This window comes from Opitutus sp. GAS368, from assembly GCF_900104925.1.
Lineage (GTDB): Bacteria > Verrucomicrobiota > Verrucomicrobiia > Opitutales > Opitutaceae > Lacunisphaera.
In genome coordinates this window covers 3,514,768-3,535,972 of sequence record NZ_LT629735.1, presented here as the reverse complement: position 1 = coordinate 3,535,972, position 21,205 = coordinate 3,514,768, and the positions used below count along the sequence as shown (strand labels likewise).

The window sequence follows — 21,205 nt, the reverse complement described above, 5'->3', positions numbered from 1 at the left end:
GATTTATACAGAATCCATAAAACCAAGAACCGGAAGCATGGCTTTCTGGCTTCTGAATTCCTCCGTTATCTCCGTTGGCTCCTGTGAGATGCCTTGGTCTCTACTACCAAACACCCAAAGCTTTTACACGAAGGCCGCAAAGAACGCAGAGATATTTCCCCTCGCAGGATCTGCTTCGCGGTCTTGGCGACCTTGGTGTAGAGTGCAGGAGCTTGAGGCGATTGGTATTAGTGACCAATTAGTGAAGATTAGTGGTGAAAAGATGCCTTGGAATCCATCCGTGTTCATCTGCGTAATCCGTGGTTAAAATGCCTTGGTCCCTTCCTCAGGTTTGCTTCGCCATCTCCGCGCTTTGCGCTCCGTCAGCTCTCAGCGCTCAGGTTTTCTGCCCGGCTCGAAGAAGACTCAAGGCAGTTTACCGCGGATTACACGGATTGACACGGATGGAGGCAAGCAAACCGGCCGGGATATTTATCTGTGATCATCCGTGCAATCCGTGGTCAAAACATCTGTCTCTGTGTCCTCTGTGTTTAACTCACCTTGGTTCGACTTCGCGTTCCTTCGTGCCCTTCGTGGTTAAAAACCTCTTGTTTCCTCTCTCTGCGAACTCTGTGTCCTCGTGTTAAAACTGAACCAGCCTCTTGACTCGCCGTAGCCTACGGCGAAGGCGGTTCAGCGCGCTTGCGCGCATCCGCTTCCATCATGGCCTTGAGCGCGTCGAGGGTGGCCCTGGCCTTCGCCTTGGCGGCCGGCAAATCCGCCGCGCTCTTCACCGGCTCCTGCGCAAAGAGGTAGAACTTCATCTTCGGCTCCGTGCCGCTGCCGCGCGCGGCGAACGAGTAGCCGTTCGCCAGCGTGACGAGGTAGAGGTCCTGCGCGGGGATGCGCTCGCCGTCTGCGTCGTGGAACTTCTCGCGGCCGAAGTCCTGGAACTTCGTCACCTTCGTGTCGCCGAACGCCTTCGGCGGGGCCGACCGGTAGGTGTCGAGGATGCGCTTGATCTTCGCCGCCCCGCTGGCGCCCTCGTAATAGATGTTGATGACGCCCTCGAGGAAGAAGCCGTATTTCAGGTAAATCTCGTCGAGGTATTCCGGCACGGTCAGGCCACGCGACTTCACCCAGGCGCAGACCTCGGCGAACATCAGGCACGCCGCGTTGCCGTCCTTGTCCCGCAGCAGGTCGTTCGGCAGGTAGCCATAGCTCTCCTCCGTGCCGAAGAGGTAGAAAGTGCTGTGCTTCTGCAGCAGCGCCGCGCGCTCCTTGAAGGGCGTCTGGTCGTAGTCGAAGCCCGGGCCCATCGCCTGCACGAGCTTCTCCTCGTAACCGCGCATCTTGCCCGCGATCCACTTGAAGCCGGTCAGCGTGTTGATGACCTTCACCTTGTGGCCGGCGCCGATGGCGTCCTGCAGCGGCGTGGTGACAAAGGTCTTCACGATGGCCGCCGACTGCGTGCCGGCCGCCGGGATCCAGCCGAGCTCCTTGTATTTCGCGATCCGGTAGTCGGCCATCAGGGCGCCGACCTGGTTGCCGGTGAGCAGTTCGAGCCCGCCGGCCTTGTTGCGCACGGCCGCGCCCATGCGGTCGTCATCGGGGTCCGTCGCCATCACGAGGTCGTGGCCGCCCTTGTTGGCGAGCGCCAGCGCCAGCGTCATGGCCTCGGCGTTCTCCGGGTTCGGCGACTTCACCGTCGGGAAACGTGGATCAAAAGCCAGTTGCTCCGGCACCGGCGTAACGTCGACCCCGGCCTGCCGGAGCAGCGGTATGGCCGAGACCGCGCCGACGCCGTGGATGTTCGTATACACCACCTTCAACGGGGTCTTCCTGATGACCGTCGGGTCCAGCAAGGCCTGGGCGGCCGTCGCGAGATAGGCGGCGTCGGCCTGCGACCCAAGCGTGACGACTTTCGTGACGTCTTTGGTGAGAAACCCGTGCACGGCCGACAGCGGCACGGCGTCCACCTCGGCGATGATGCCCTTGTCGTGCGGCGGTGTGACCTGGGCGCCATCGTCGAAGTAGGCCTTGAAGCCGTTGTCGTGCGGCGGATTGTGGCTCGCCGTGATGACCACACCCGTGTGGGCCTTCAGATGGCGCACCGAGAAGCTCAGCTGCGGCGTGGAGCGCGGACCGTCGAAGATCACCGCCTCGCCGCCCAGCTTCGTCCAGGTGGACGCCGCCAGTTCGCAGAAATGCCGCGAGAAATGCCGGATGTCATGCGCGATGACGATCTTCGGCTTCGCGCTGCTCTGCTGCGTCGCGAGGTATTTCGCGATGTAGCGGTGCAGGCCGATGACGGCGCGGGTCAGGGTGAACTCGTTGAGCAGGTTGCTGCCGACATTGGCGTGCTCGGGCGAGCCGGTCGCGCTGAGCGTGCCGGTCTCGGCCTTGGCCGCCACCCGGCCGATGGTGCGGCCGCGCATGCCGCCCGTGCCGAACTCAAGGTAGCGGTAGAACCGGTCGTTGAGTTCGCTCCACTCGCCCCGCTCGATCAGCTCCGCGAGGCTCGACTGCGCCCAGGCGGGCAGGCCGCCCTTCAGCCAGGCGTTCAGGTTGTCGGCGGCGCTCGCCATCAGTTTGCCGTCCTTGACGGCCGCGGAGATTTTGTCGGTGGAATTCATGAACGGGGTATTTCTGCAACAGAGGGATTAACCACAGAACACACGGAAAACACGGAAAATAATCTCACAGGAGGAAACAGAGGGAACGGAGTTCTTGGTTCGGAGTGCCTCAGTTTTCTCCGTTATCTCCTGTGCAATCGTCCGGACCATTCCGTGTATTCTGTGTATTCCGTGGTTTACCTACTCCAAGTAAAGGCCGTCGGCGACGACCGGCTTGATCGGCAGGGAGTGCCAGCGCTCGGCGAACGAGTCGGCGTCATACCCGAAGAGCGGCGAGATTTCCAACCCGCATTGGGGCAACCCGGTGGCGTCGGTCTCGACGGCGGCGCCCACCGCCTTGAGCCAGCGGGCGAACTGCCGGAGCTGGTCGTCCCGGCAGGTCTGCGGCGAGTCCACGCCCTCGGCGTTCTTGACCGGGCTGAAGTCGTCCGCCCGCGCCGTCTCGATCACGATGGAATTGTCGGCAAACGGCAGCGCATCGAAGACGAACATCTCGAACTTCACGCCGTTGGCCGTCGACGGCCGCACGGGTTGCCCGGCGGCATCCACCGTCTGGATTTTCTTATCGGCCCTATGAAATGGGAGCGCCGGGGATGGGGCGGCCTGGAAACCTGAAACCTGAGACCTGAGACCTGAGACCTGAGGGGGTTCGGAACTTTCAGGTTTCAGGTTTCCGGTTACAGGTTTCTGCGCGTCCGCGCCGCCCGCCATTCGACGGGCGAACTCGCGATCAATGATATGAATCGCGATGCTCCCCGCACTGTAGCGGAGTGAACCGTCGGGATTCGTCTCCCGCTGCAGCGCCAACGGCATGTCGCTGTATTCGACCACGACGACCTTGCCGTTCTGCCGGCAGAAATGCCCCACCTTTTCCTCGGGATAGGCCTTGGGCACCATCTTGCTCGACATGCCGGCCTTCGCCCGCAGGTGAAAGCCGATGAAAGCCGGGTCGATGCAACGCACGAGCGGATTGTCCACCTGGAAGTAGCTGATGGTGTCGATCCCTTCCTGTTCCATCAGGTCGAGGGACCCGCTGCGATGCAGCGCCCGCAGGGAGCCGCCGTGTCCATCGGGGCTCAGCGCCAGCGATGAGCGCGTCTCGAGCAGGATCTTGCCGTCGAAGCCCACCGCCGGCATGCGTCCCTGGCGGAAGAAATGCACACGGCCCCTGTCGAGACCGAAGCACTTGTTCGCCGCGAAGAACTGCTCCGTCTGCTCGTGGTTGGCGTGGCTGGTCATGATGAACCAGTGCAGCGGCTTTCCGTAACGCAGCCCGGCCGCCTTGATCTTCTCGGCGAAAACCTGGAAGAGGGGCTTCTGCTTGAGCGGCGTGACGGCGAACGTGCCCTTCGGGCCGTCGTAACCGAGGCGCGTCCCCTGCCCGCCCGCCACCGTGAACGCCGCCACGCGGCCCGCGCGCAACGCCGCCTCGCCCGCGGCCTTGGCCGCCGCCCATTGCGCGGCGTCGCCGCCGTTCTCCGGCAGGCGCTCGCACGGCGCCGGCGCCAGGCCGTCCAGGTTCACCCCCGTCCCGCCCTGATTGAACACCAGGGTGCGGTTCAGCCGCTCGACCTCGGCCAGGTCGATCTCGGCCGCCTGGTTGGCCAGGGCGGCGCGTTCGCTCGGCGGCAGGAAATCCCAGAAGGCAAAAACCTGCCCCTGGCCGGCGGCACGGTAGGAAGCGATCAATTGTTCAATTTCCATGAATGCAGACTGATTTAAACACAGAGGTCACAGAGAACACCGAGACAAACAGTTTGACCACGGATGGCACGGATTAAACGGATAAAAGCCAATGCGGTTTAACCACTAATGCACACTAATTTGTCACTAATCATTAGTGAGGGATTAGTGGGGATTAGTGGTTCAAAAATCCGTTGCCTTGGATTTCTATCATCCGTGTTCATCCGCGTAATCCGTGGTTTAAAATGCCTTGGTTTCTTACTCCGTTTTCCCCGCGGATATCGCGGATGATACGGATAAATGCGGGGTCGGATTGGCTGTTTCCATCCGTCTTATCCGCGTTATCCGCGGAAATGCCTTGGGTGCCATGGTCATTTCTTCTCTTCCTCGAAGCGGAAAACGAATTCCTGGTTCTTGACGTAGCCGAGCTTCTGACGGATGAGCTGCTCGACCAGCACGGGGTCGTGGCGCAGTTGCTCGAGGTATTTCTCCTGCGCCGACAGCCGGGCTTCCGCCTCGGCCAGCCGGCGCTGGTTGATGGTTTCCTGGGCGCGCAGCGCGGTGATGTCGCGGTGCATCTGCACGAAGAAGGTCACGGCCCACAGGGTCACCCCCACAAACAGCGCCCCATAAAATCCAAGGATCAGCTTGCGGGGATTCACCGGAGAGCAATCAAACGGATTTTTCCGCGGATGGCGCGGATTTGGCGGATAAAGACATAGCTCGGGTGATTTTCATCCCATCCGTGTTCATCCGTTTGCCCGTGAATCCGCGGGACGACGGAGTTCCGGGACAAACACCGGGTGGCAAGCATGCCGCAACAGTGCGCAATCCGCGGTAAAATGCCTTGGTTCAACTTCGTGTCCATTCGTGTCCTTCGTGGTTAAAAGATATCTTGGTTCCATCTCTCTGCGCTCTCCGCGACCTCTGCGTTAAAATGCCTTGGTCTGGATCGATTGATTTCATCTCACCAATCCCAATTAGTGCCTCATTAGTGTTCATTAGTGGTTAAAATCCTCTGTGGCCTCTGGGGCCTCTGTGTTAAAAATGCCTTGGTTGGATTGATTTCGGCAACGTTTTTCAAAGCCCTTTCACGCGGTTTTGGCGTGCTTTTTCCCGTGCGGCCCAGATAGTTGCCCACGCGATGTATCAAAGCTACTACGGTTTTACGGAGATGCCGTTTCACATCACTCCGGACCCGAAGTTCCTCTACCTCAGCGCCACCCACCAGGAGGCTTTGCAGCACCTGAAATACGGCGTCCACGAGAAAAAGGGCTTCATCGTGCTCATCGGCGAGGTCGGCTGCGGCAAGACCACCCTCTGCCGCAAGTTCCTGGGCGATCTCGATCCCAACCATTACGACACCGCCCTGGTGCTCAACCCGCGCGTCACCGAGACGCAGATGCTCAAGGCCATCCTGACCGAGCTCGGCGAACCCAACCTCGCCCGCAGCAAGAACGACCTGGTCGCCCAGATGAACCAGGTGCTGCTCGACCGCATTGCCAAGGGCCGCGAGATCGTCCTCATCATCGACGAGGCCCAGAACCTTTCCTTCGAGGTCTTCGAGCAGGTGCGCCTCCTCTCCAACCTCGAGACCGACAAGCAGAAGCTCCTGCAGATCGTCCTCATGGGTCAGACCGAGCTCAAGGACCGCCTCGCCGCCGAGGAGCTGCGCCAGCTCCGCCAGCGCATCCTCGTCCACTACGAGCTGCGGCCCTTCACCCGGGACGAGATGGACCGCTACATCCACCACCGCCTGACGGTCTCCGGCAGCATGGGCCGGCCGCACTTCACGCCCTGGGCCCTGCGGCACATGTTCAAGGCCAGCCGCGGAATTCCGCGCATCATCAACAATCTCTGCGACAAGTCGCTCCTCTCGGCCTTCATCCGCGAGTCGGACGAGGTCAACTACTGGGACGCCCGCCGCGCCGCGAAGGATCTCGAGAAACTCACCGACTGAGTGATCACCACAGAACACACCGAATACACGGAAATTAATCTTACCGGAGGCAACAGAGAGAACAGAGGATCTAATTCCCCAATCTCAGTTTCCTCCGTTAACTCCTGTTCAATAGCCTGAATTATTCCGTGTCTTCCGTGCATTCCGTGGTTAATTTTCCTGCAGCAACATGAGTTTGATCAACGACGCCCTCAAGAAGGCCCAGAAGCAGCGGACGGGCGAGGCCCCGTCGCTGGGTTCGATGCCAAGCGTCGGCGGCGAGTCGGCCGCGTCGATCTCCCGGCGGGCCAAGCCGGGCGGGTTCGACACGCTGGTCCTGCGCGCCGGCATCGGCGCGGCCGTGGTGCTGGTCCTCGCCATCGGAGGATGGCTCGTCCTGCGAGAGAAACCTGAAACTCGAAACCTGAAACCTGAGGGTTCCAAGGCCTCTACGGCCCAGACCCCTCCGACTCAGGCACCTGCAACAGCTGACACTCAGCCGGTCACGACACCGACCATTCCGGCAGCGACACCTTCGTTTACTCTTCAAGTCGCGCCACCTCAGGTCTCTTCTTCGCCGGCACCTCAGGTTTCGTCTTCGCCCTCACCTCAGGTTTCAGGTTTCAGGTCTCAGGTCTCGCCGCCGGTTCAGGCGGCAGAACCGCCCAAGCCGGCGCTGAAGCTTGAGCCGCGCGCCATGAACTTCATCGACAATATCAAGGTCCTCGGCATCCGCGCCTCGGCCACGGACAGCAAGGTGCTGATGAACGACCGCGTCTATCGCATCGGGGACATGGTCGAGCACGAGATGGGCCTGAAGCTGGTCGGCATCACGAGCAACTCGCTCACCTTCGAGGACGAGAAAGGCGGCCGATACACCCGCACCTTCTGAGCGGGACCGCCTTTCCACAGGAAGAGCAAGCAACCTGCCGGAGACCCGCGATTCAGAGGTAGACCCCGTAGGCGATTTGACGAAGGGTCGCTGCCACCCATCTCCGTCCTTTCGCGGTGCGCATGCCACTGAGCGGAGTCTTGCCGCCCAAAGCCAAGGCGGACTCGCAAAACCACAAGGCGAGCCCCGCCTCCGATTGGCAAAGATCCAGTCTCGCCGCAAGCATCGCACGATCCACCCGACGAGCCGTTTGCGAAAACGCTCGGGCTGGGGGATGCGGCGGTGACTCCCGCCTCAAGGCGACGACGCTGTGCGGTCGTGATTGATTTTTTCATGTTTCGTCTGAGTGGTTGATGGATGGGGGATTTATTCGCGGCCCCACGCGGATTCGCATGTCCGAGACATGCTTAGATGCATTCACTCGCAAATTCCAATCGAGCTGTGCCGGCAAAGACGAGCAAAGTGTCCGAGTTCCCAGATGTCTTTCGGGCAGAAGTTGGCCAGTTCGGTGCGTTTCCAATAGCCCAGAGGTATTCGATAGGATTGCGTTCGGAGGCGTAGGCGGGCAAGCAGGCGACTTCGATCTAGCCGTGAAGCCGGTCGAGGTAACCGCCCCCGGTTTTCCGATCCGACCGGAACACCAGTCGGTTCAGAGCATATCATGTTACCAGTGATGCTCACTCGCTAATAGGCCAATGCCATCACAGGAGTTGGAGACGGCAGCCGGTCCGGCGAGACACGCTATACCGTCTCTTGCCGCTCAAGGCTCCCCAACAAAACCAAAGCCATTCCAATTCAGATGTCCGCTTCCGACCCATCCGTCCTTGTTATCGGCTGTGGCTCCATCGGCGAACGCCACGTGCGCACTTTCCTCGCCACCGGCCGGGCCGGTGTCGTCGGCTGCGACAGCCGAGCGGCCGTTCGCGAGGACATGACCAATCGCTACGGAATCGAGGCGGTTTCGGATTGGGTTCCGGTGCTGGAAAACCCCGCGGTCTCCGGTGTGGTGATTGCCACCCCGGCTCAGTCGCACATGGAAATCGCCATCCGCTGCCTCCAGGCGGGACGGCACGTGTTGATTGAAAAGCCGCTTGCGCTCAGTCTCGCCGACACGGACAGGCTGGTGGCCGCCCGGGACCGGGCACGACGTTTCGCCGGCGTGGCCTACGTGCTGCATTTCGTTCCCGCCTTGCAGGCGGCGCGTCAGTTCATCCAGGCCGGCTCCTTGGGCCCGGTCCGGCACGTGGCGGTCAACACCGGGCAGCATTTCCCCTTCTTCCGCCCCGCCTACCGCGAGATCTACTATCGCGACCGGGCTCAGGGCGGAGGGGCCATTCAGGACGCCCTCACGCACATGGCGAACGCCATCGAGTGGATTGTCGGCCCGACCACGCGCGTCTTTTGCGACGCCGCCCATCAAGTGCTCGAGGGCGTGACCGTGGAAGACACCGTCAACGCCACCGCCCGCAACGGCCCGGCGCTGGTCAGTTACGCCCTGAACCAGTTCCAAGCCGTCAACGAGACCCGGTGGGACTTCCACGCCGATACCGGGTCGGTGCGGGTGGAGATGAACGCCCAGCGCTGGGGGGTGCTCGCCCGCGGCGAGACCGAGTGGAAATGGCACGCGGCGCCCCTGGCGGAACGCGACCAAATCTACGCCGCCCAAGCGGCCGCCTTCCTCGACGGCACCGAGGGCAAACCCAATCCACTCTGCACCCTGGAGGAAGGGATACAGACCCTGCGCTTCAATCTCGCCGCCCTGCAATCGTGGAGCGAGAACCGCCCCATCCTGCCATGAAACCGTCTCCCGCCAAAACCACGCCGGGCTTCTCGCTCGCCGGCAAAATCATCCTGCTCACCGGGGGCGCCGGGCTCTACGGCCGGGGACTGGCCAGCCAGGTGGCCGAAGCGGGGGCCACGCTCGTTCTGGCCTCGCGCGATGTCGCGGCGCTGGAGAAGGTCGCCGCGGAGGAGCGCACCCTCGGCCGCACGGTGCACGCCCGCCCGCTCGACCAGTCGGAGGAATCGTCCATTCTCCGGCTGCGCGACCGCCTCCTGGCCGAGTTTGGCCGGGTGGACGGTCTCATCAACAATGCGGTGGCCCGGCCGATGAAATCGGCCGACGCCCCGCTCGCCGACTGGGAGGCTTCGATGAAGACCAATGCCACCGGACTCTTCGCCATCACCCGCGCCTTCGGCGACGCCATGGCGGCGCGCGGCAGCGGGAGCATCGTGAACATCGGGTCGATCCAAGGCATGGTCGGCCCGGATTTCCCGCTCTACGAGGGGCTGAATATGCACGCCATTCCCGACTACTTCTTCCACAAGGCCGGCATGGTAAACCTCACCCGCTACTTCGCGGGGCTCTACGGGCCGCAAGGCGTGCGCGTCAACTGCGTGTCGCCCGGTGGATTCCTCAGCGGCCAGCATCCCACTTTTGTCGAGCGTTACTCCAAGGCCACGTTTTTGCGCCGCATGGCCGACGACCGCGATCTCGGCGGGCCGGTGATTTTCCTGCTGGGCGACGCCGCCCGCTACGTCACCGGCGTCAACCTGCCCGTCGACGGCGGCTACACCGCGCACTGAACCTCGTCCCCAATGAAACCCTTCGTCCTGCATCCCTCCACGCCGGCCGTCAGCCCAATCTGCCTCGGCAGCTCGACGTTCGGCCGGGAAATCGGCCAAGCGGCGGCGTTTGCGCTGATGGACCGCGCCCAGGCCCGCGGCATCACGCTCTTCGACACCGCCGCGACTTACTCCGCCGGGGCTTCCGAACAGATCGTCGGCGCCTGGCTTGCCTCGCGCAGGCCCGCGCCTGGCAGCCTGACCGTGGCGACCAAGATCTATCCTCCCTTCGCCCCGGAAGCGATCGACTCGGCCGTGACCGCCAGCGCCGGTCGCCTTGGCGTCGAAACGATCGACCTGCTTTATCTGCACAAGTGGGATCCCGCCGCGGCGACCCCGGCCGCGCTGACCGCGCTCGACCGACTGGTGCGGGCCGGCCGTGTGCGGGCCCTCGGCGCCAGCAATTTCACCGCGGCCCAACTGCAGAACGCCCTTCATGTGCAGGCGCAGCTCCGTCTCACGCCTTTCCGCGCGGTCCAAAACGTCAACAACCTAGCCGTGAGCGAGGTCGACGCGCCTTTGCTCACCCTCTGCGCCACGCACGAGGTGGCCATCGTAACCTACAGCCCGCTCGGGGCGGGTTTTCTCACCGGCAAACACCGGCAGGGCGTGCAACCCGGTTCGCGGTTCGACGTGGCACCGGGCCACCAGGCCATTTATTTTCAACCCGGTCCCGAGCGCCGGCTCGCGCACCTCGCGGCCGTGTCCGCCCGCACGGGCCATCCGATGCCGCATCTCGCACTGGCCTGGGCTCTGCACCGGCCCGGGGTCGCTTCCGTGCTGATTGGCGGCCGGGATCCCATCCATTTGGATCAGGGCCTGGCCGCCCTGGCTTTGAACGATTCCGCGCTTTTCGCCGATCTGGAGTCGGCCTGACTCCTGCCTGCAAATGAAAGCCGCCCTGCTTGGCCTCAGCCATCCGCATTCGGGCATCCTGCTGACCACACTCGAGAATCTGCCGGAAATCACGAGCGTGTGTCTCTGGGATGCCGACCCCGCTGTCGCCGCCCGGCCGGCGCTGCCCACGAGCCGCAAGGCGCAGGCGCCCACCACGGATCTTGACGCCGTTCTCGCGCAACCGGGCCTCGCTTTCGCGATTGTCTGCGTGCGCACGGATCAGTCCGCCGCGATTTCACTCCGCGTCATGGCCGCGGGCAAGCACCTGCTCGCCGAAAAACCGGCCGGCCTCACCGCCGCCGAGATCGCGACCCTGCACTCGGCCGCCGACCGCGCCGGCATAGTGGCAAGCGTCCTCTATGCGCGGCGGATGCACCCGTGCGTCGTCGCCGCGCGCAAACTGGTCCAGTCCGGCGCCCTCGGTTCCTTGCTCACCCTGGAGTCACGTTTCCTGACCACCCAGGTCAAGTTCCGTGAGCCCTCCTCCTGGCTGTTCCACCGCGCGCAGGCGGGAGGCGGCATATTGCTTTGGCTTGGATGCCACAGCCTGGACCTGCTCCAGTATATTTCGGGCGACGAGATCACGGCCGTAAGCGCGATGCTAGCCACGCGCTCGGGCGAGGCGATTGACGTCGAAGATACCGCCGTGCTCGCCCTGAAGTTCCGCTCCGGGGCCATCGGTAGTTTCCACGCCGGTTATACCCTCGCCTACAGCGGCGAAGGTTATGTGAATCTTGCCGGATATGATTCGTATCTGGGCATCAATGGCCGCACCGGCCGCGTCGTCTGGCCCGATCTCAACCCACGCCTCCTGGTGGAAAGCCCGCCGGCCCGCGGCGAATCACCCGTCCGGGTGGAAAACTTCACCTTGGAGCCATGCAGCTCCTATGGCGGGCGCGGTGGCGAGGATTTCTTCCGGCAATTTTTCTCGGCAATACGGGGCGAGAGAGCCCCGCCGACGACCCTGGGTGACGCCGAGTGCACCGCGCGGATCATCGAGGCGGCGGAGGAGTCGGCGCGGCACGGCCGGGTCGTCGAAATCAAGCCGGCTTGCCTATCCGTCCGATCCTAAACCGCATGCCTCACCCGTTCCCGACCGAAACCCATTTATGCATTCCGCCCAACGCCTGATGTTTGTCTCATCACCCGCCGCCCCGCGGGTCGAACTCGAATCCTTCCCCATCCCCGATCCGCAGGCCGGGCAGGTGCTCGTGCGCAACACCCACACCCAGGTCAGCGCCGGCAGTGAATCCAACTTCCTGCGCTGCGGGCCCCAATCCTACGGCCTGCCCGACGGACAGCTGCGGGCGAACATCGGCTACATGACCGCCGGGCGCATCGCCGCCGTCGGCCCGGGGGTCACGGGGTTTGCCGTGGGTGATCGCGTGGTCACCTCCGCAGCCCACGCCAGCCACTCCCTGGTCGATCTCACGCCGACCGCCGCCATCGATCCCGTGCCGGACGGCGCATCCGACGAAGCGGCGGGCTTCGCCGCACTGGGCGACGTGGCGCTGCACGGTGTGCGCCGCGCGCAACTGCAAATCGACCAATCGGTCGCGATTTTCGGGATGGGTATCGTCGGACAACTGGTGCTGCAACTGGCCCGGTGCTCCGGCGCCCACCCGCTGATCGCCATCGACTTGGTGGACGAACGCCTGGAACTGGCCAGGCGCAGCGGCGCCACCCACGTGATCAATCCCTCTCGCGAAAATGTCGTGCAGCGCGTGCAGGAGATCACCCAGGGTGCCGGGGCCGAGGTGGTCTTTCACTGCGCGCAGGCGGCTGGGATTCTCCAGTCAGCGATGGAGTGCGCGGCCGACCGCGGGACCGTCGTGCTGACCAGCAGCCCGCCGGGCACGGCCACCATCCGCCTCAAGGAGGAACTGCTGCGCAAGGAACTCAAGCTGACAGGAACCTATGAGAGCGGCCTGACCCAGTCCCATGTCTACTGGCGCTGGACCCGGCAACGCAACCGGCGGGCCTACCTCCGGCTGCTGGCTTCCGGCCAGCTACAGCTGGGGCATCTGCTGACCCACGTGGTTCCGGCCGGTGACGCGCCCGCGATCTACGAAATGGTGCTGCGCGGCAGCACGGGCTGGCTGGGCATCGCGTTCAAGTGGGATTGAGTCCCCCGGTCCTGACGGGGGCAAATGGCAGCCGGCTGACCAACTCGCGGGCGATGGCGAGCGAGGCCGTCGCCGCGGGGCTCGGCGCGTTCAGGACGTGCAGCGCCCGCGGACGCTGCTCCAGCCAGAAATCCTGAATCAGCGTACCATCCCCATGCATGGCCTGGGCCCGCACGCCCGCGCCGCCGGGCCGCAGATCGTCGGGGGTGAGGGCGGGCACCAATCTTTGCAGCGACCGGCAGGCGAGCCGGCGGCTGAGCGAGCGCACCATCTCCTCACCGCACAAGGCCGGGTATTTTTTCAGAAAGCGCCACAATCCCGGGAAGCTGACGGCATCCGCCACATCCCGGGCCGAGAAGTCGCGCCAGGAATAACCCTCGCGAGCCAGCGCCAGCACGGCGTTTGGCCCCGCCTCCACCCCGCCATGGATCATCCGCGTGAAGTGAACCCCGAGGAACGGAAACCGCGAATCCGGCACCGGATAGACCAAATGGCGCACCAAGGACTGCGCCGCGGGCCGGAGCAGGAAATATTCGCCGCGAAACGGGACGATGCGCACCGTGCGCCTGATGCCGGCGAGCTCGGCCACCCGGTCCGAGAAAAGCCCGGCGCAATTGATCAGGTAGTCGCATTCATGAATCCCTGTTCCCGTCCCCACGACCCAACCCGTGGTCGTCTCGCCGATGCGGTTCACGCGGCTGCCCGTGCCCACCGTTCCGCCGGCGGACTCGATCACCAGCCGCAGGGCGGCGCACACCGCCTGGTAGTCCACAATGCCCTCTTCCGGCACATGGATTGCCGCCACGCCCGCCACGTTCGGCTCGACCTCCCGCAATTCCCCCGGCGTGAGACGGCGCAAGCCGCGCAACCCGTTCCGCCGGCCGCGCTCCCACAGCGTGTCGAGCGCCGGCAGCTCGCGGGCCTCGGTCGCCACGACCACTTTGCCGCAGATTTCGTGCGCGACGCCGTGCTCCCGGCAGAAGGCCGTCATGAGCCGGATGCCTTCCACCGCCAGCCGCGCCTTGAGCGAACCCGGCTGGTAATATAATCCCGCATGCAGGACCCCGCTATTGTGCGAGCTCTGGTGGCGCCCGACCTCGGCCTCCTTCTCCAGCAGGGTGACGGCCGCTCCTGGCACAGACTGCAGAAGCTCACGCGTCACGGCGAGTCCGACGATGCCGCCGCCAATGACGACAATCCGCATGAGCTATTTCTTCCCGCCGAGATGAATCCAGGCACGGGCCTTGGATGACTCGATCATGGCGAGACAGGCCGCCACCCCGGCCAGACCATCCGCGCCGGTGCCCACGTCACTCGGCCGGCCTTGGATGGCCGCGATGAATGCGGTCGTCTGGTCGCAGTAAGCCTGCATGCGCACATCGGCGAAGGCCGTGTCCGCCCCCTCGTGCTTCACCGGGGGCTGCTGCGAAACCGTGCGCCAGCCTTTTTCATCCGACTGGCGCAGCTCACCGTAGGGATCAAGGTCGAGCAGGCCGGTGCTGCCGGTGATCCGGAAGCGGAAATCCTCGCCGGGAAAGGAAGGTGCCGGCAACGCCCGGCTCGAGAAGAGGGAGCAGATCGTGCCGGTGGAGAATTCAAGCAGGCCCATGGTGGTGTCCTCCACCGGCACGTCCGGCAGAAACGTGCGGGAGAAGGCCGAGACCGTCAGCACCTCGCCGCCCGTGAACCAGCGCACCAGGTCGATGGCGTGGGGGGAGCTGTTGATCAGATGGCCGACACTGGCGGGATCGTTCCACCACGCCCAATTGCCGCCGAAGCCCCCGGCCTTGATGGCCCCGGCATACATGGGCATCGACACCTGGACCGCCAGGACCCGGCCGATGGCGCCGGCCCGGATCAGTTCGTGGGCCTTGCGATTGTTGATGCGGAAACGCTGCTGGTATCCGACGGCCAGCGTGAGCTGCCGCTGCCGTGCAAAGCCCAGCATCCGCTCACAATCCGCCGCGCTGGTCGCCAGCGGCTTCTCCACCAGGACATGCTTGCCTTGCGCCAGCGCGGCCAGTGTCTCGTCTGCGTGGAGATGATGCGGGGTGGTGACGATCACGGCGTCAATATCCGCGCGCTGCAGCAGCGCCGCCTTGTCGGCTTCAAAGGCAACGCCATAACGGTCGGCCAGCGCCGGGGCGCGAGTGCCGCCGTGGATGGCCACCAGTTCGGCGTTGGGCAGACGGCGGACAGCCTCCGCGTGCGTCCGGCCCATGAAGCCGGATCCAAGGATACCAAAGCGGATTTTATTCATAAGGTTCTTCGGTCAGCTTCCCGATGAGGCCGGGGGCAGGTCAACCTTGAGCTCGCCGGCCAGGGTGGCGAGTTTGCCCCAGAGTTTCACGGGCACCGGAATGCCGGTGCGTTCGCGAATCTGCTGGCTGCACCACTCGGGCTCACCGGCCAGCAGAACCTCATCGTAACCGGGCGCCGGCCCGGCGGCTTTCACCAATCCCGCCAGCCGGTCCATGCGCGATTCAAATTCTCCGGCCGGCAGAAACCGCACGGGGTCGATGGCGATGAATGTGTGGCTGATGCCCAGCGGGTCGCCGCCGGTGCGGTAGACCGGCAGCTCGGTCGTCATGCCTCCGCCGCTGAGCCCCGCGCAGAGTATCTCCACCATCATGGCCAGGGCCGTCCCCTTGTAACCGCCGGTCGGGGTCGGCGCGCCCCGCTGCGCCGCGGCGGTCTCGGTCGTCGGCCGGCCCGCGGCATCGAGAAAGCCCCACTCCCGCGGAATCTCCCGCTGGTTGAGATGGGCAGCATGGGTGAGCTTGCCCAAGGCGACCGTCGTGGTCGCCATGTCGAGCAGCCAGCGCCCCCGGCCGCCGCCGCCCGGCACGGCGACGCACAGCGGATTGGTGCCGAGAATCGCAGCCCGGCCCTGCCACGGCGCCACGGCCGGACAGGCGTTGCTCATCACGATCCCGATGAAGCCGGACCGCGCGAGCTTCTCGCCCCACCAGGCCCCCGCGCCAAAATGGTTCGAATGGCTGGTCACGACCACGGCCACGCCGAGATTCCGGGCGATCCGGATGGCGTGGTCGGTGCAACGGTCGGCGACGACCTGTCCGAGGCCGTTCTCGCCGTCGTATCGCAAACAGACCCCGTCTTCCCGCACCACATGGCCGGCCGCGGGCACGTTGATCCCGCCCGCCCGCAGCTGCTGAATGTAGGTCGTGAGCATCTGGATGCCGTGTGAGTCCACGCCGCGCAGGTTGGCCGCCACCAGCGAGTCAGCGACGATGCCCGCGTGCGGTTCCGCGGCACCCAGTGCCTGCAGCAACTGGCGGCACAGGACGCGGAGTGACTCCGCTGACCGCAGGACGGTCAGCGGGCTGTCCGGAGAGATTTCAGGATGAGGCATACGGAGCGGAGACCTCACCGGGCTTCAATGGTTGGACTAGGGACATGGGGCTTTGATCATTGCCCGGATGACGGGACCGGGCCGTTCTTTTTGACCGCGAGATTGGCCAGCCAAAGGAGTGAGCCGCACAAAAACACCCCGATCGCCGCAAAGGTCAGGATCAACGAGACGCCTACTTTCGCATCGCGCAACGCCCCGACTCCGTAGATGGCCAGGCTCCCGCAGATGGAAGTGAGGCCATTCAGGACTCCGATGGCGGTGGCCCGGTAGCGCGCATCAACGACCAGGCAAACCATGGGCATCGTATTGGCGCCCAGAAAACCCATCGCCAAGCCCCACGCAGCAAGGCTCACGATAGTAAAGCCGATATGATGGAACCAGCCCGTGAGCAGGAACAGCGGAGTCGTAAGCAGGATTGCCACGGCCGGAATGATGATCCGGGCGCGCGGATTGCTCGCACTTTGGCGATCGGACCAGAAACCTCCGCTAAGCAGTCCGATGGCCTGCGCCACATAGAGGCAACCCAACGTGGAAAAACCGGCCTCACCCTGCGCCATCTGGAACTGCTCCCGCATGACCGTCGGCATCCAACCGATGATGATCCAACTGACACCGCCCTGCACGCCCATACAGGCCGCCACGTAGTAGAAGGCTCCTGGTTTGGTCAGGCTGCGCACCGCGTCGCCCAGCCTGATCTCCGGCGGGGCGCCGGTGACCGACTGACCCACGGGCTCGCGCGGGCTGTCCCGCAGGAAAAGATAAAGCAGAATCCCCAGGGCCAGATTCGGCAGCCCGATGGTGGTATAGGCGTAGCTCCAACCGTGCTTCTCAGCCAACCAGCCGCCCACCCCGCCGATCACCGCGCCGACAATCATCCCGGTGAGATGAATGCCCGTGGCCAGCGCCCGCGTTGACCCCCGGTGATAGTCCACGATCAACGCGACCGCCGCGGGAATATAGAAGGCCTGGCTGAGCCCCAGCAGACACCGCAGAACCAGGAAAACCTCGAGCGTCCTGGCATAGGCCGTGATCCATGTGATGGCCGACCATGAGAATATGCTCCAGAGGACGACCCGGCGACGGCTGAAGCGGTCCGCCAAAAATCCCCCGAACGGACTGGCCGCGGCATAAAACACGAGGAAGCCCGAGGTCAGCAGCCCGAACTGCGCCTCGGTCATCGGTATTTCCTCAATGACCGAACCACGCATGGTGGTCAGCATCGTGCGGGTCAGATAATTCGATCCGCCCGCCAGCCACAGGAGCGCGACCGTGGCCCACGCCAACGCCAGGGAACGGCGGGTCGGCAGGATGCTTTCGGACATTGAGGGCTGGCTCATCGGGGAAATTGGGCGGGCTTAAACGCACGGGCCGCGACCGCCGCCGCTTCGGTCGGAGAATGCCCGCACCCATCTTTAAACCAACGCCGTCCAACCCCGCGGATCGCGAAGCCGGACGGCGGCGGGGAGAACAGAGAAATCCCGGCTTAATACCGATACGTCGTCTGGAAACTGAACGAGCGCGGCTCGACCGCATCGACAAGACCCACGCCCTGGGCGCCGATCGGGTAGACCTTGTCGAGGACGTTCTGACAATCGATCCGGAAGTTCCAATGCCGGTTCAGGCGGTAGCCGGCGAACAGGTTGACCAGGACATCCTGCTTCAATTTGAACAGCGCGTTGCCGCTGCTATTCGTGGGCAACGCGGCCCCATTCGGCAGCACGAGGCCACCCATGTTGAACCATTTCCCGCCCGCCTTGGTCGCGCCGCCACCGACCGCCAGGCCCTTGAGCGGGCTGTCCTTGCTGAAGTCGTAGCGCCCGAATGTGCTCCAGGAATTCTCGACGGTCGCCGTGATGGGATTTCCGTTCTGGTCGTGAACCGTGCCCATGTAACCCGTGGCAACGATCTGCAGGCCGGGCAGCGGGGCCAAGGTCAGCGAAGCGTCCCAACCCCTCGAATTGGTGGTGCCGATCGGAATGTAGTAGTTGAGCCCGGCGACGTTGAGGGCCGGAAAGGGGGCCAAAATCGCCTGATTGGTCAGCTCCATCTTATAGGCCGCGACAGAGGCCGACAGCTTGCCATCCCAGAAGCTCGCCTTCAGGCCGGCTTCCTCGCTCTTGCCCAGAACGGAAGGCAGCGGGGAGTTGTCGTAGGTGACGCCGACCGCCGGATTGAAGGTCGTCGACTGCGACACGTAGGCCGTGATGCTTTTGGTGAGATAGGCAACCGCGCCGAAGCGGTGCAGGTATTGATGCGCGTTGGAGTCCGTCGCGGTAAAGGGATTGCGCAGCGCCAGATTGGTGTCGGCGATCGTCTCGATGTTGGAATAGGTGAAGCCACCGACCAACGTGAGCCAGTTGGGGATCACGTCAGCCGTCTGCATGAAATAGGCGTTCGAAACATACTGCTTGGTGCGGGAACCGGGATTGGCCGGCGGAGTATAGGAATCGATGGGGGGCAGCACGAGATTGTTGATGGCCGCCGCATCGCCGATCGGAATGGTGACCGTGGGCTTGACCCAGAATTCGCTCTTGATCGTCTGATCATGGAGATTGAAGCCAAACGCGGTCCGCATGGGAATGGACTTGATGTTGTATTGCCCGGACACGTCGGTCTGGACATCCAGGGCCTCGTTGAACCCATTGTCCTTCCGGAGCGTGTAGGTCATAGTGTTGTTGTTCCAGTTGACCGTGGTGGGGAACGCAACCGAGCCGAGGCGCTTCACGTTGAAGAAAGTGGCCTGGGATTTCACCTGCCAGTTCTCGGAGACGATCTGGGTCCAACTGAACCGGGCGTCATTCTGGGTGTTCGTATCCGCATTGCCGGGAGGGGAGTTCTGATTGCGCACACCGAGGCCTGTGTAGACGTTGCCGTCCGGCGTCAGGATGCCGGTGCCGCCCGGAAGGTAGTGGAAGACCTCGTGGTCGAACTGGAGCTGGACGATCGTGTTCTTCCAGTCGAGCGAGAGACTCGGAAAGATGCCGCGCTTGTCATCCTTGGAGTTGTAGAAAGCGCCCTGCCCCGACTGCTCGATGCCCACCAGCCGGGCGGTGAACTTCGCATCGTCGACGGTCGCCAGCGGCTGATTGATGTCGAAGGTGAACGTATGACGGCCCCACTGGCTGACCCGGGCATCGAAGATGCCCTGCGTCACTCCCGGCAAAGGCTTCTTGGTTGTCTCAATTACCAGACCGCCCAGCGAAGCCAGTGGATACAAGACCTGCTGCGGCCCCTTGATCACCTGATACGTATCGATGTTGGTGTTGTCAGAGAGACCGATGCCGGTCGCCTGGGGAACGTCGTCAATGTAGGGATTACCGATGCGCGAACCGCGGGACAGGATCGCCGGCCCGCGATAATAGGGCACCAGACCGGCGTAGGAGAGGATGTCAGAGGCGAAATGAGAACCGATGTCCTTGATCATGTCACTCGTCACCACGATGATCTGGGCGGGCAGCCTCATCAAGGGCTCGGAGGTTTTGAGCGCCGAGGCCGAATTGCCCTGGCTATATCCCACGCCCTGCGTGGAGCGCACTTCGAACTTCGTCAGATGCAGCAGCGAATTATCCTCGCTGGCCGGCGCCGCGCCTGTCGCGTCGCCGCCGGATTTTTTACTTGCAGACTGTTGGGCAGACCGGGATGGAGCCGCCGCCTGGGCCGGCGTGTCGGCCGACGGACCCTGATGCAGGGCCGCCTTGAGGCGCTCCACCTCGGCCTTCAGGCTGGCGATCTGCGCATCCTTGTCATCCGCGGAAGCCCCGCTTGACTGCGCCCAGACCGGAACGGAGAGGAACACGAGCGCGAGGCAGGCTGGCAACATCCGCAACCAGACTGGCGCGAGTCGGAGGGATGGAGTGGTAACGCAGAGGTGTGTCTTAGGTGTCTTCATCGCTGGCGAGAATGTTGCGCCCGGTTGGGGGGAGAAGAGCAGACTACTGGATATACAATGTGACAAGTAAACGCCGGCTTGGAATAATCCGCGTTAAATCGCCCGCCCGCCAACGAATGCTTCCGACCGCGTCCGCCCACGGGGAGACCGGTACCAATGCGGCGCCGGCTGGGCCGGGATCGCCGCGGCCGTCGCCGACCGGAATGGCCCGCACCGCGAGAGCGACGCGGTCGCGGATTTGAACCCCGCGCCATCCCCGACATCTACCGCCCCGACCAGACCCGCAATATGGACAGGGCTGCGCCCACCCGGGTGTCATTGTCCGGTGCGTCCAAAAGGAGTCCGTAACGCGGCAGGTCGGCCGCCGTGATTTGTTCAAGCAGGCCCTGGCAAGCCTCGAAGCGCGCCGCAGCGGTTCCGGTGGCCAGGATTTTTTCCAGCTCCATCCGCCAGGCCGGACGGCGCGCCGGATCCGCGTTGAGGGCAAACGCCGCACTCAAGAGATACGGGTAGGCCCGGGACCGGGGCGATTCAATCCCGGCGGCCCGCGCCAACTGGCCGAGGGCCGCCGGATTATCCTCGCGCAGCAGACGAAGCGCATAGGCGGCGACCAGACGCTCGCCCTCATCCGGCGACCGGAGCAAAGCGCAGAGCGATTCCAGCGCGTCGCGTTCCTGGGTGAGCCGGAGAGCCCAGAGGGCCAGACCGCGAAGCGGCGCCTGCGGGTCGGCGGCGATCTTCCGCACCTCGTCGAGGGTCGGTCCGGTGACCGGGTGGCGCAGTTTGCACAGGGTTTCAAGGGCTTGGGAGCGGTCGGCCGATGCCGGGTTCAGGAAGATCCTTTCCACCCGGGCCAGGCAGGCATCCCGTTCGCGCGGGGTCGGAGAAGTGTTGGCCAGCACGCGCCAGACCCCAACGCGGTAGGGCCGTGCATCGACCGACGGAACGAACTCCAGAAAACGCCCGCGGATCGCGCCGGCCTCACCGACCGCCATCAGCGCCTCCGCCGCGTGGACCTTGATCCAACTCTCCTCGTGATCCATCACTTCGTGCAGCACAGCCCTCGCGCGCAGCGGCCAGGCGCCATCCGCCGGACCGGACCGGGCCGGACTCGCGCCCACCAGGAAGACGCACAGCAGCGGCAGCCAGCGGATCATGCGCAAGCG

The 21,205-nt window shown here is 64.1% G+C and carries 16 protein-coding genes; 7 read left to right on the top strand and 9 right to left on the bottom strand.

Going from position 1 to position 21,205, the window contains the following annotated elements; translation table 11 throughout:
• Positions 1 to 656: 656 nt before the first annotated feature.
• The 3 genes from BLU29_RS15030 to BLU29_RS15020 all read right to left on the bottom strand — a co-directional run bounded on the left by BLU29_RS15030 (position 657) and on the right by BLU29_RS15020 (position 4,960).
• Positions 657 to 2,615: a phospho-sugar mutase gene (locus BLU29_RS15030; protein ID WP_091059592.1), complete on the bottom strand. Its 1,959-nt coding sequence runs from the start codon at positions 2,613 to 2,615 to the stop codon at positions 657 to 659.
• Positions 2,616 to 2,795: 180 nt separating this feature from the next.
• On the bottom strand, positions 2,796 to 4,319 hold the full coding sequence (locus BLU29_RS15025; protein ID WP_091059589.1) for a UDPGP type 1 family protein: 1,524 nt from the start codon (positions 4,317 to 4,319) through the stop codon (positions 2,796 to 2,798).
• A 350-nt stretch (positions 4,320 to 4,669) separates the two neighbouring features.
• Complete coding sequence (locus BLU29_RS15020; RefSeq protein WP_231962243.1) at positions 4,670 to 4,960, bottom strand: septum formation initiator family protein; 291 nt, start codon at positions 4,958 to 4,960, stop codon at positions 4,670 to 4,672.
• A 482-nt stretch (positions 4,961 to 5,442) separates the two neighbouring features.
• On the opposite strand from BLU29_RS15020, the gene BLU29_RS15015 reads away from it, so the two are divergent.
• The 7 genes from BLU29_RS15015 (at position 5,443) to BLU29_RS14975 (ending at position 12,777) form a co-directional block, all read left to right on the top strand.
• Complete coding sequence (locus tag BLU29_RS15015; protein WP_091059586.1) at positions 5,443 to 6,258, top strand: AAA family ATPase; 816 nt, start codon at positions 5,443 to 5,445, stop codon at positions 6,256 to 6,258.
• Positions 6,259 to 6,433: 175 nt separating this feature from the next.
• On the top strand, positions 6,434 to 7,129 hold the full coding sequence (locus BLU29_RS18190) for a hypothetical protein (protein WP_172830280.1): 696 nt from the start codon (positions 6,434 to 6,436) through the stop codon (positions 7,127 to 7,129).
• A 799-nt stretch (positions 7,130 to 7,928) separates the two neighbouring features.
• Complete coding sequence (locus tag BLU29_RS14995; protein WP_091059575.1) at positions 7,929 to 8,927, top strand: Gfo/Idh/MocA family oxidoreductase; 999 nt, start codon at positions 7,929 to 7,931, stop codon at positions 8,925 to 8,927.
• Positions 8,924 to 9,715, top strand: coding sequence for an SDR family oxidoreductase (locus BLU29_RS14990; RefSeq protein WP_091059573.1), 792 nt, complete (start codon positions 8,924 to 8,926; stop codon positions 9,713 to 9,715). The genes BLU29_RS14995 and BLU29_RS14990 overlap by 4 nt, the downstream gene beginning before the upstream one ends.
• 12 nt (positions 9,716 to 9,727) lie before the next feature.
• The gene (locus BLU29_RS14985; RefSeq protein ID WP_091059571.1) at positions 9,728 to 10,630 is read left to right on the top strand and encodes an aldo/keto reductase; all 903 of its coding nucleotides are present in this window, start codon (positions 9,728 to 9,730) and stop codon (positions 10,628 to 10,630) included.
• A 13-nt stretch (positions 10,631 to 10,643) separates the two neighbouring features.
• Entirely contained in the window at positions 10,644 to 11,723 is a 1,080-nt protein-coding gene (locus BLU29_RS14980) for a Gfo/Idh/MocA family oxidoreductase (protein ID WP_091059569.1), read from the top strand.
• 37 nt (positions 11,724 to 11,760) lie between these two features.
• Entirely contained in the window at positions 11,761 to 12,777 is a 1,017-nt protein-coding gene (locus tag BLU29_RS14975) for a zinc-binding alcohol dehydrogenase (RefSeq protein WP_157693924.1), read from the top strand.
• Here the strand turns inward: BLU29_RS14975 and lhgO are convergent.
• The 6 genes from lhgO to BLU29_RS14945 all read right to left on the bottom strand — a co-directional run bounded on the left by lhgO (position 12,764) and on the right by BLU29_RS14945 (position 21,196).
• Entirely contained in the window at positions 12,764 to 13,981 is a 1,218-nt protein-coding gene (gene lhgO / locus BLU29_RS14970; RefSeq protein ID WP_091059563.1) for an L-2-hydroxyglutarate oxidase, read from the bottom strand. The two genes, BLU29_RS14975 and lhgO, sit on opposite strands and share 14 nt — an antisense overlap.
• A gap of 3 nt (positions 13,982 to 13,984) precedes the next feature.
• Positions 13,985 to 15,037 carry a Gfo/Idh/MocA family oxidoreductase gene (locus BLU29_RS14965; RefSeq protein ID WP_091059561.1) on the bottom strand — a complete coding sequence of 351 codons (1,053 nt, stop codon included), beginning with the start codon at positions 15,035 to 15,037 and terminating at the stop codon, positions 13,985 to 13,987.
• Positions 15,038 to 15,049: 12 nt separating this feature from the next.
• A complete protein-coding gene (locus tag BLU29_RS14960) occupies positions 15,050 to 16,150 on the bottom strand; it encodes an Ldh family oxidoreductase (protein ID WP_091059558.1) in 1,101 nt (366 codons plus the stop codon).
• Positions 16,151 to 16,206: 56 nt separating this feature from the next.
• Entirely contained in the window at positions 16,207 to 17,487 is a 1,281-nt protein-coding gene (locus tag BLU29_RS14955; protein ID WP_091059556.1) for an MFS transporter, read from the bottom strand.
• Positions 17,488 to 17,633: 146 nt separating this feature from the next.
• Positions 17,634 to 19,970 (bottom strand): TonB-dependent receptor, encoded by a 2,337-nt coding sequence (locus BLU29_RS14950; RefSeq protein ID WP_091059553.1) that lies wholly within the window; start codon positions 19,968 to 19,970, stop codon positions 17,634 to 17,636.
• Between the two features lie 332 nt (positions 19,971 to 20,302).
• A complete protein-coding gene (locus BLU29_RS14945; protein WP_091059552.1) occupies positions 20,303 to 21,196 on the bottom strand; it encodes a hypothetical protein in 894 nt (297 codons plus the stop codon).
• Between the last annotated feature and the right edge of the window lie 9 nt (positions 21,197 to 21,205).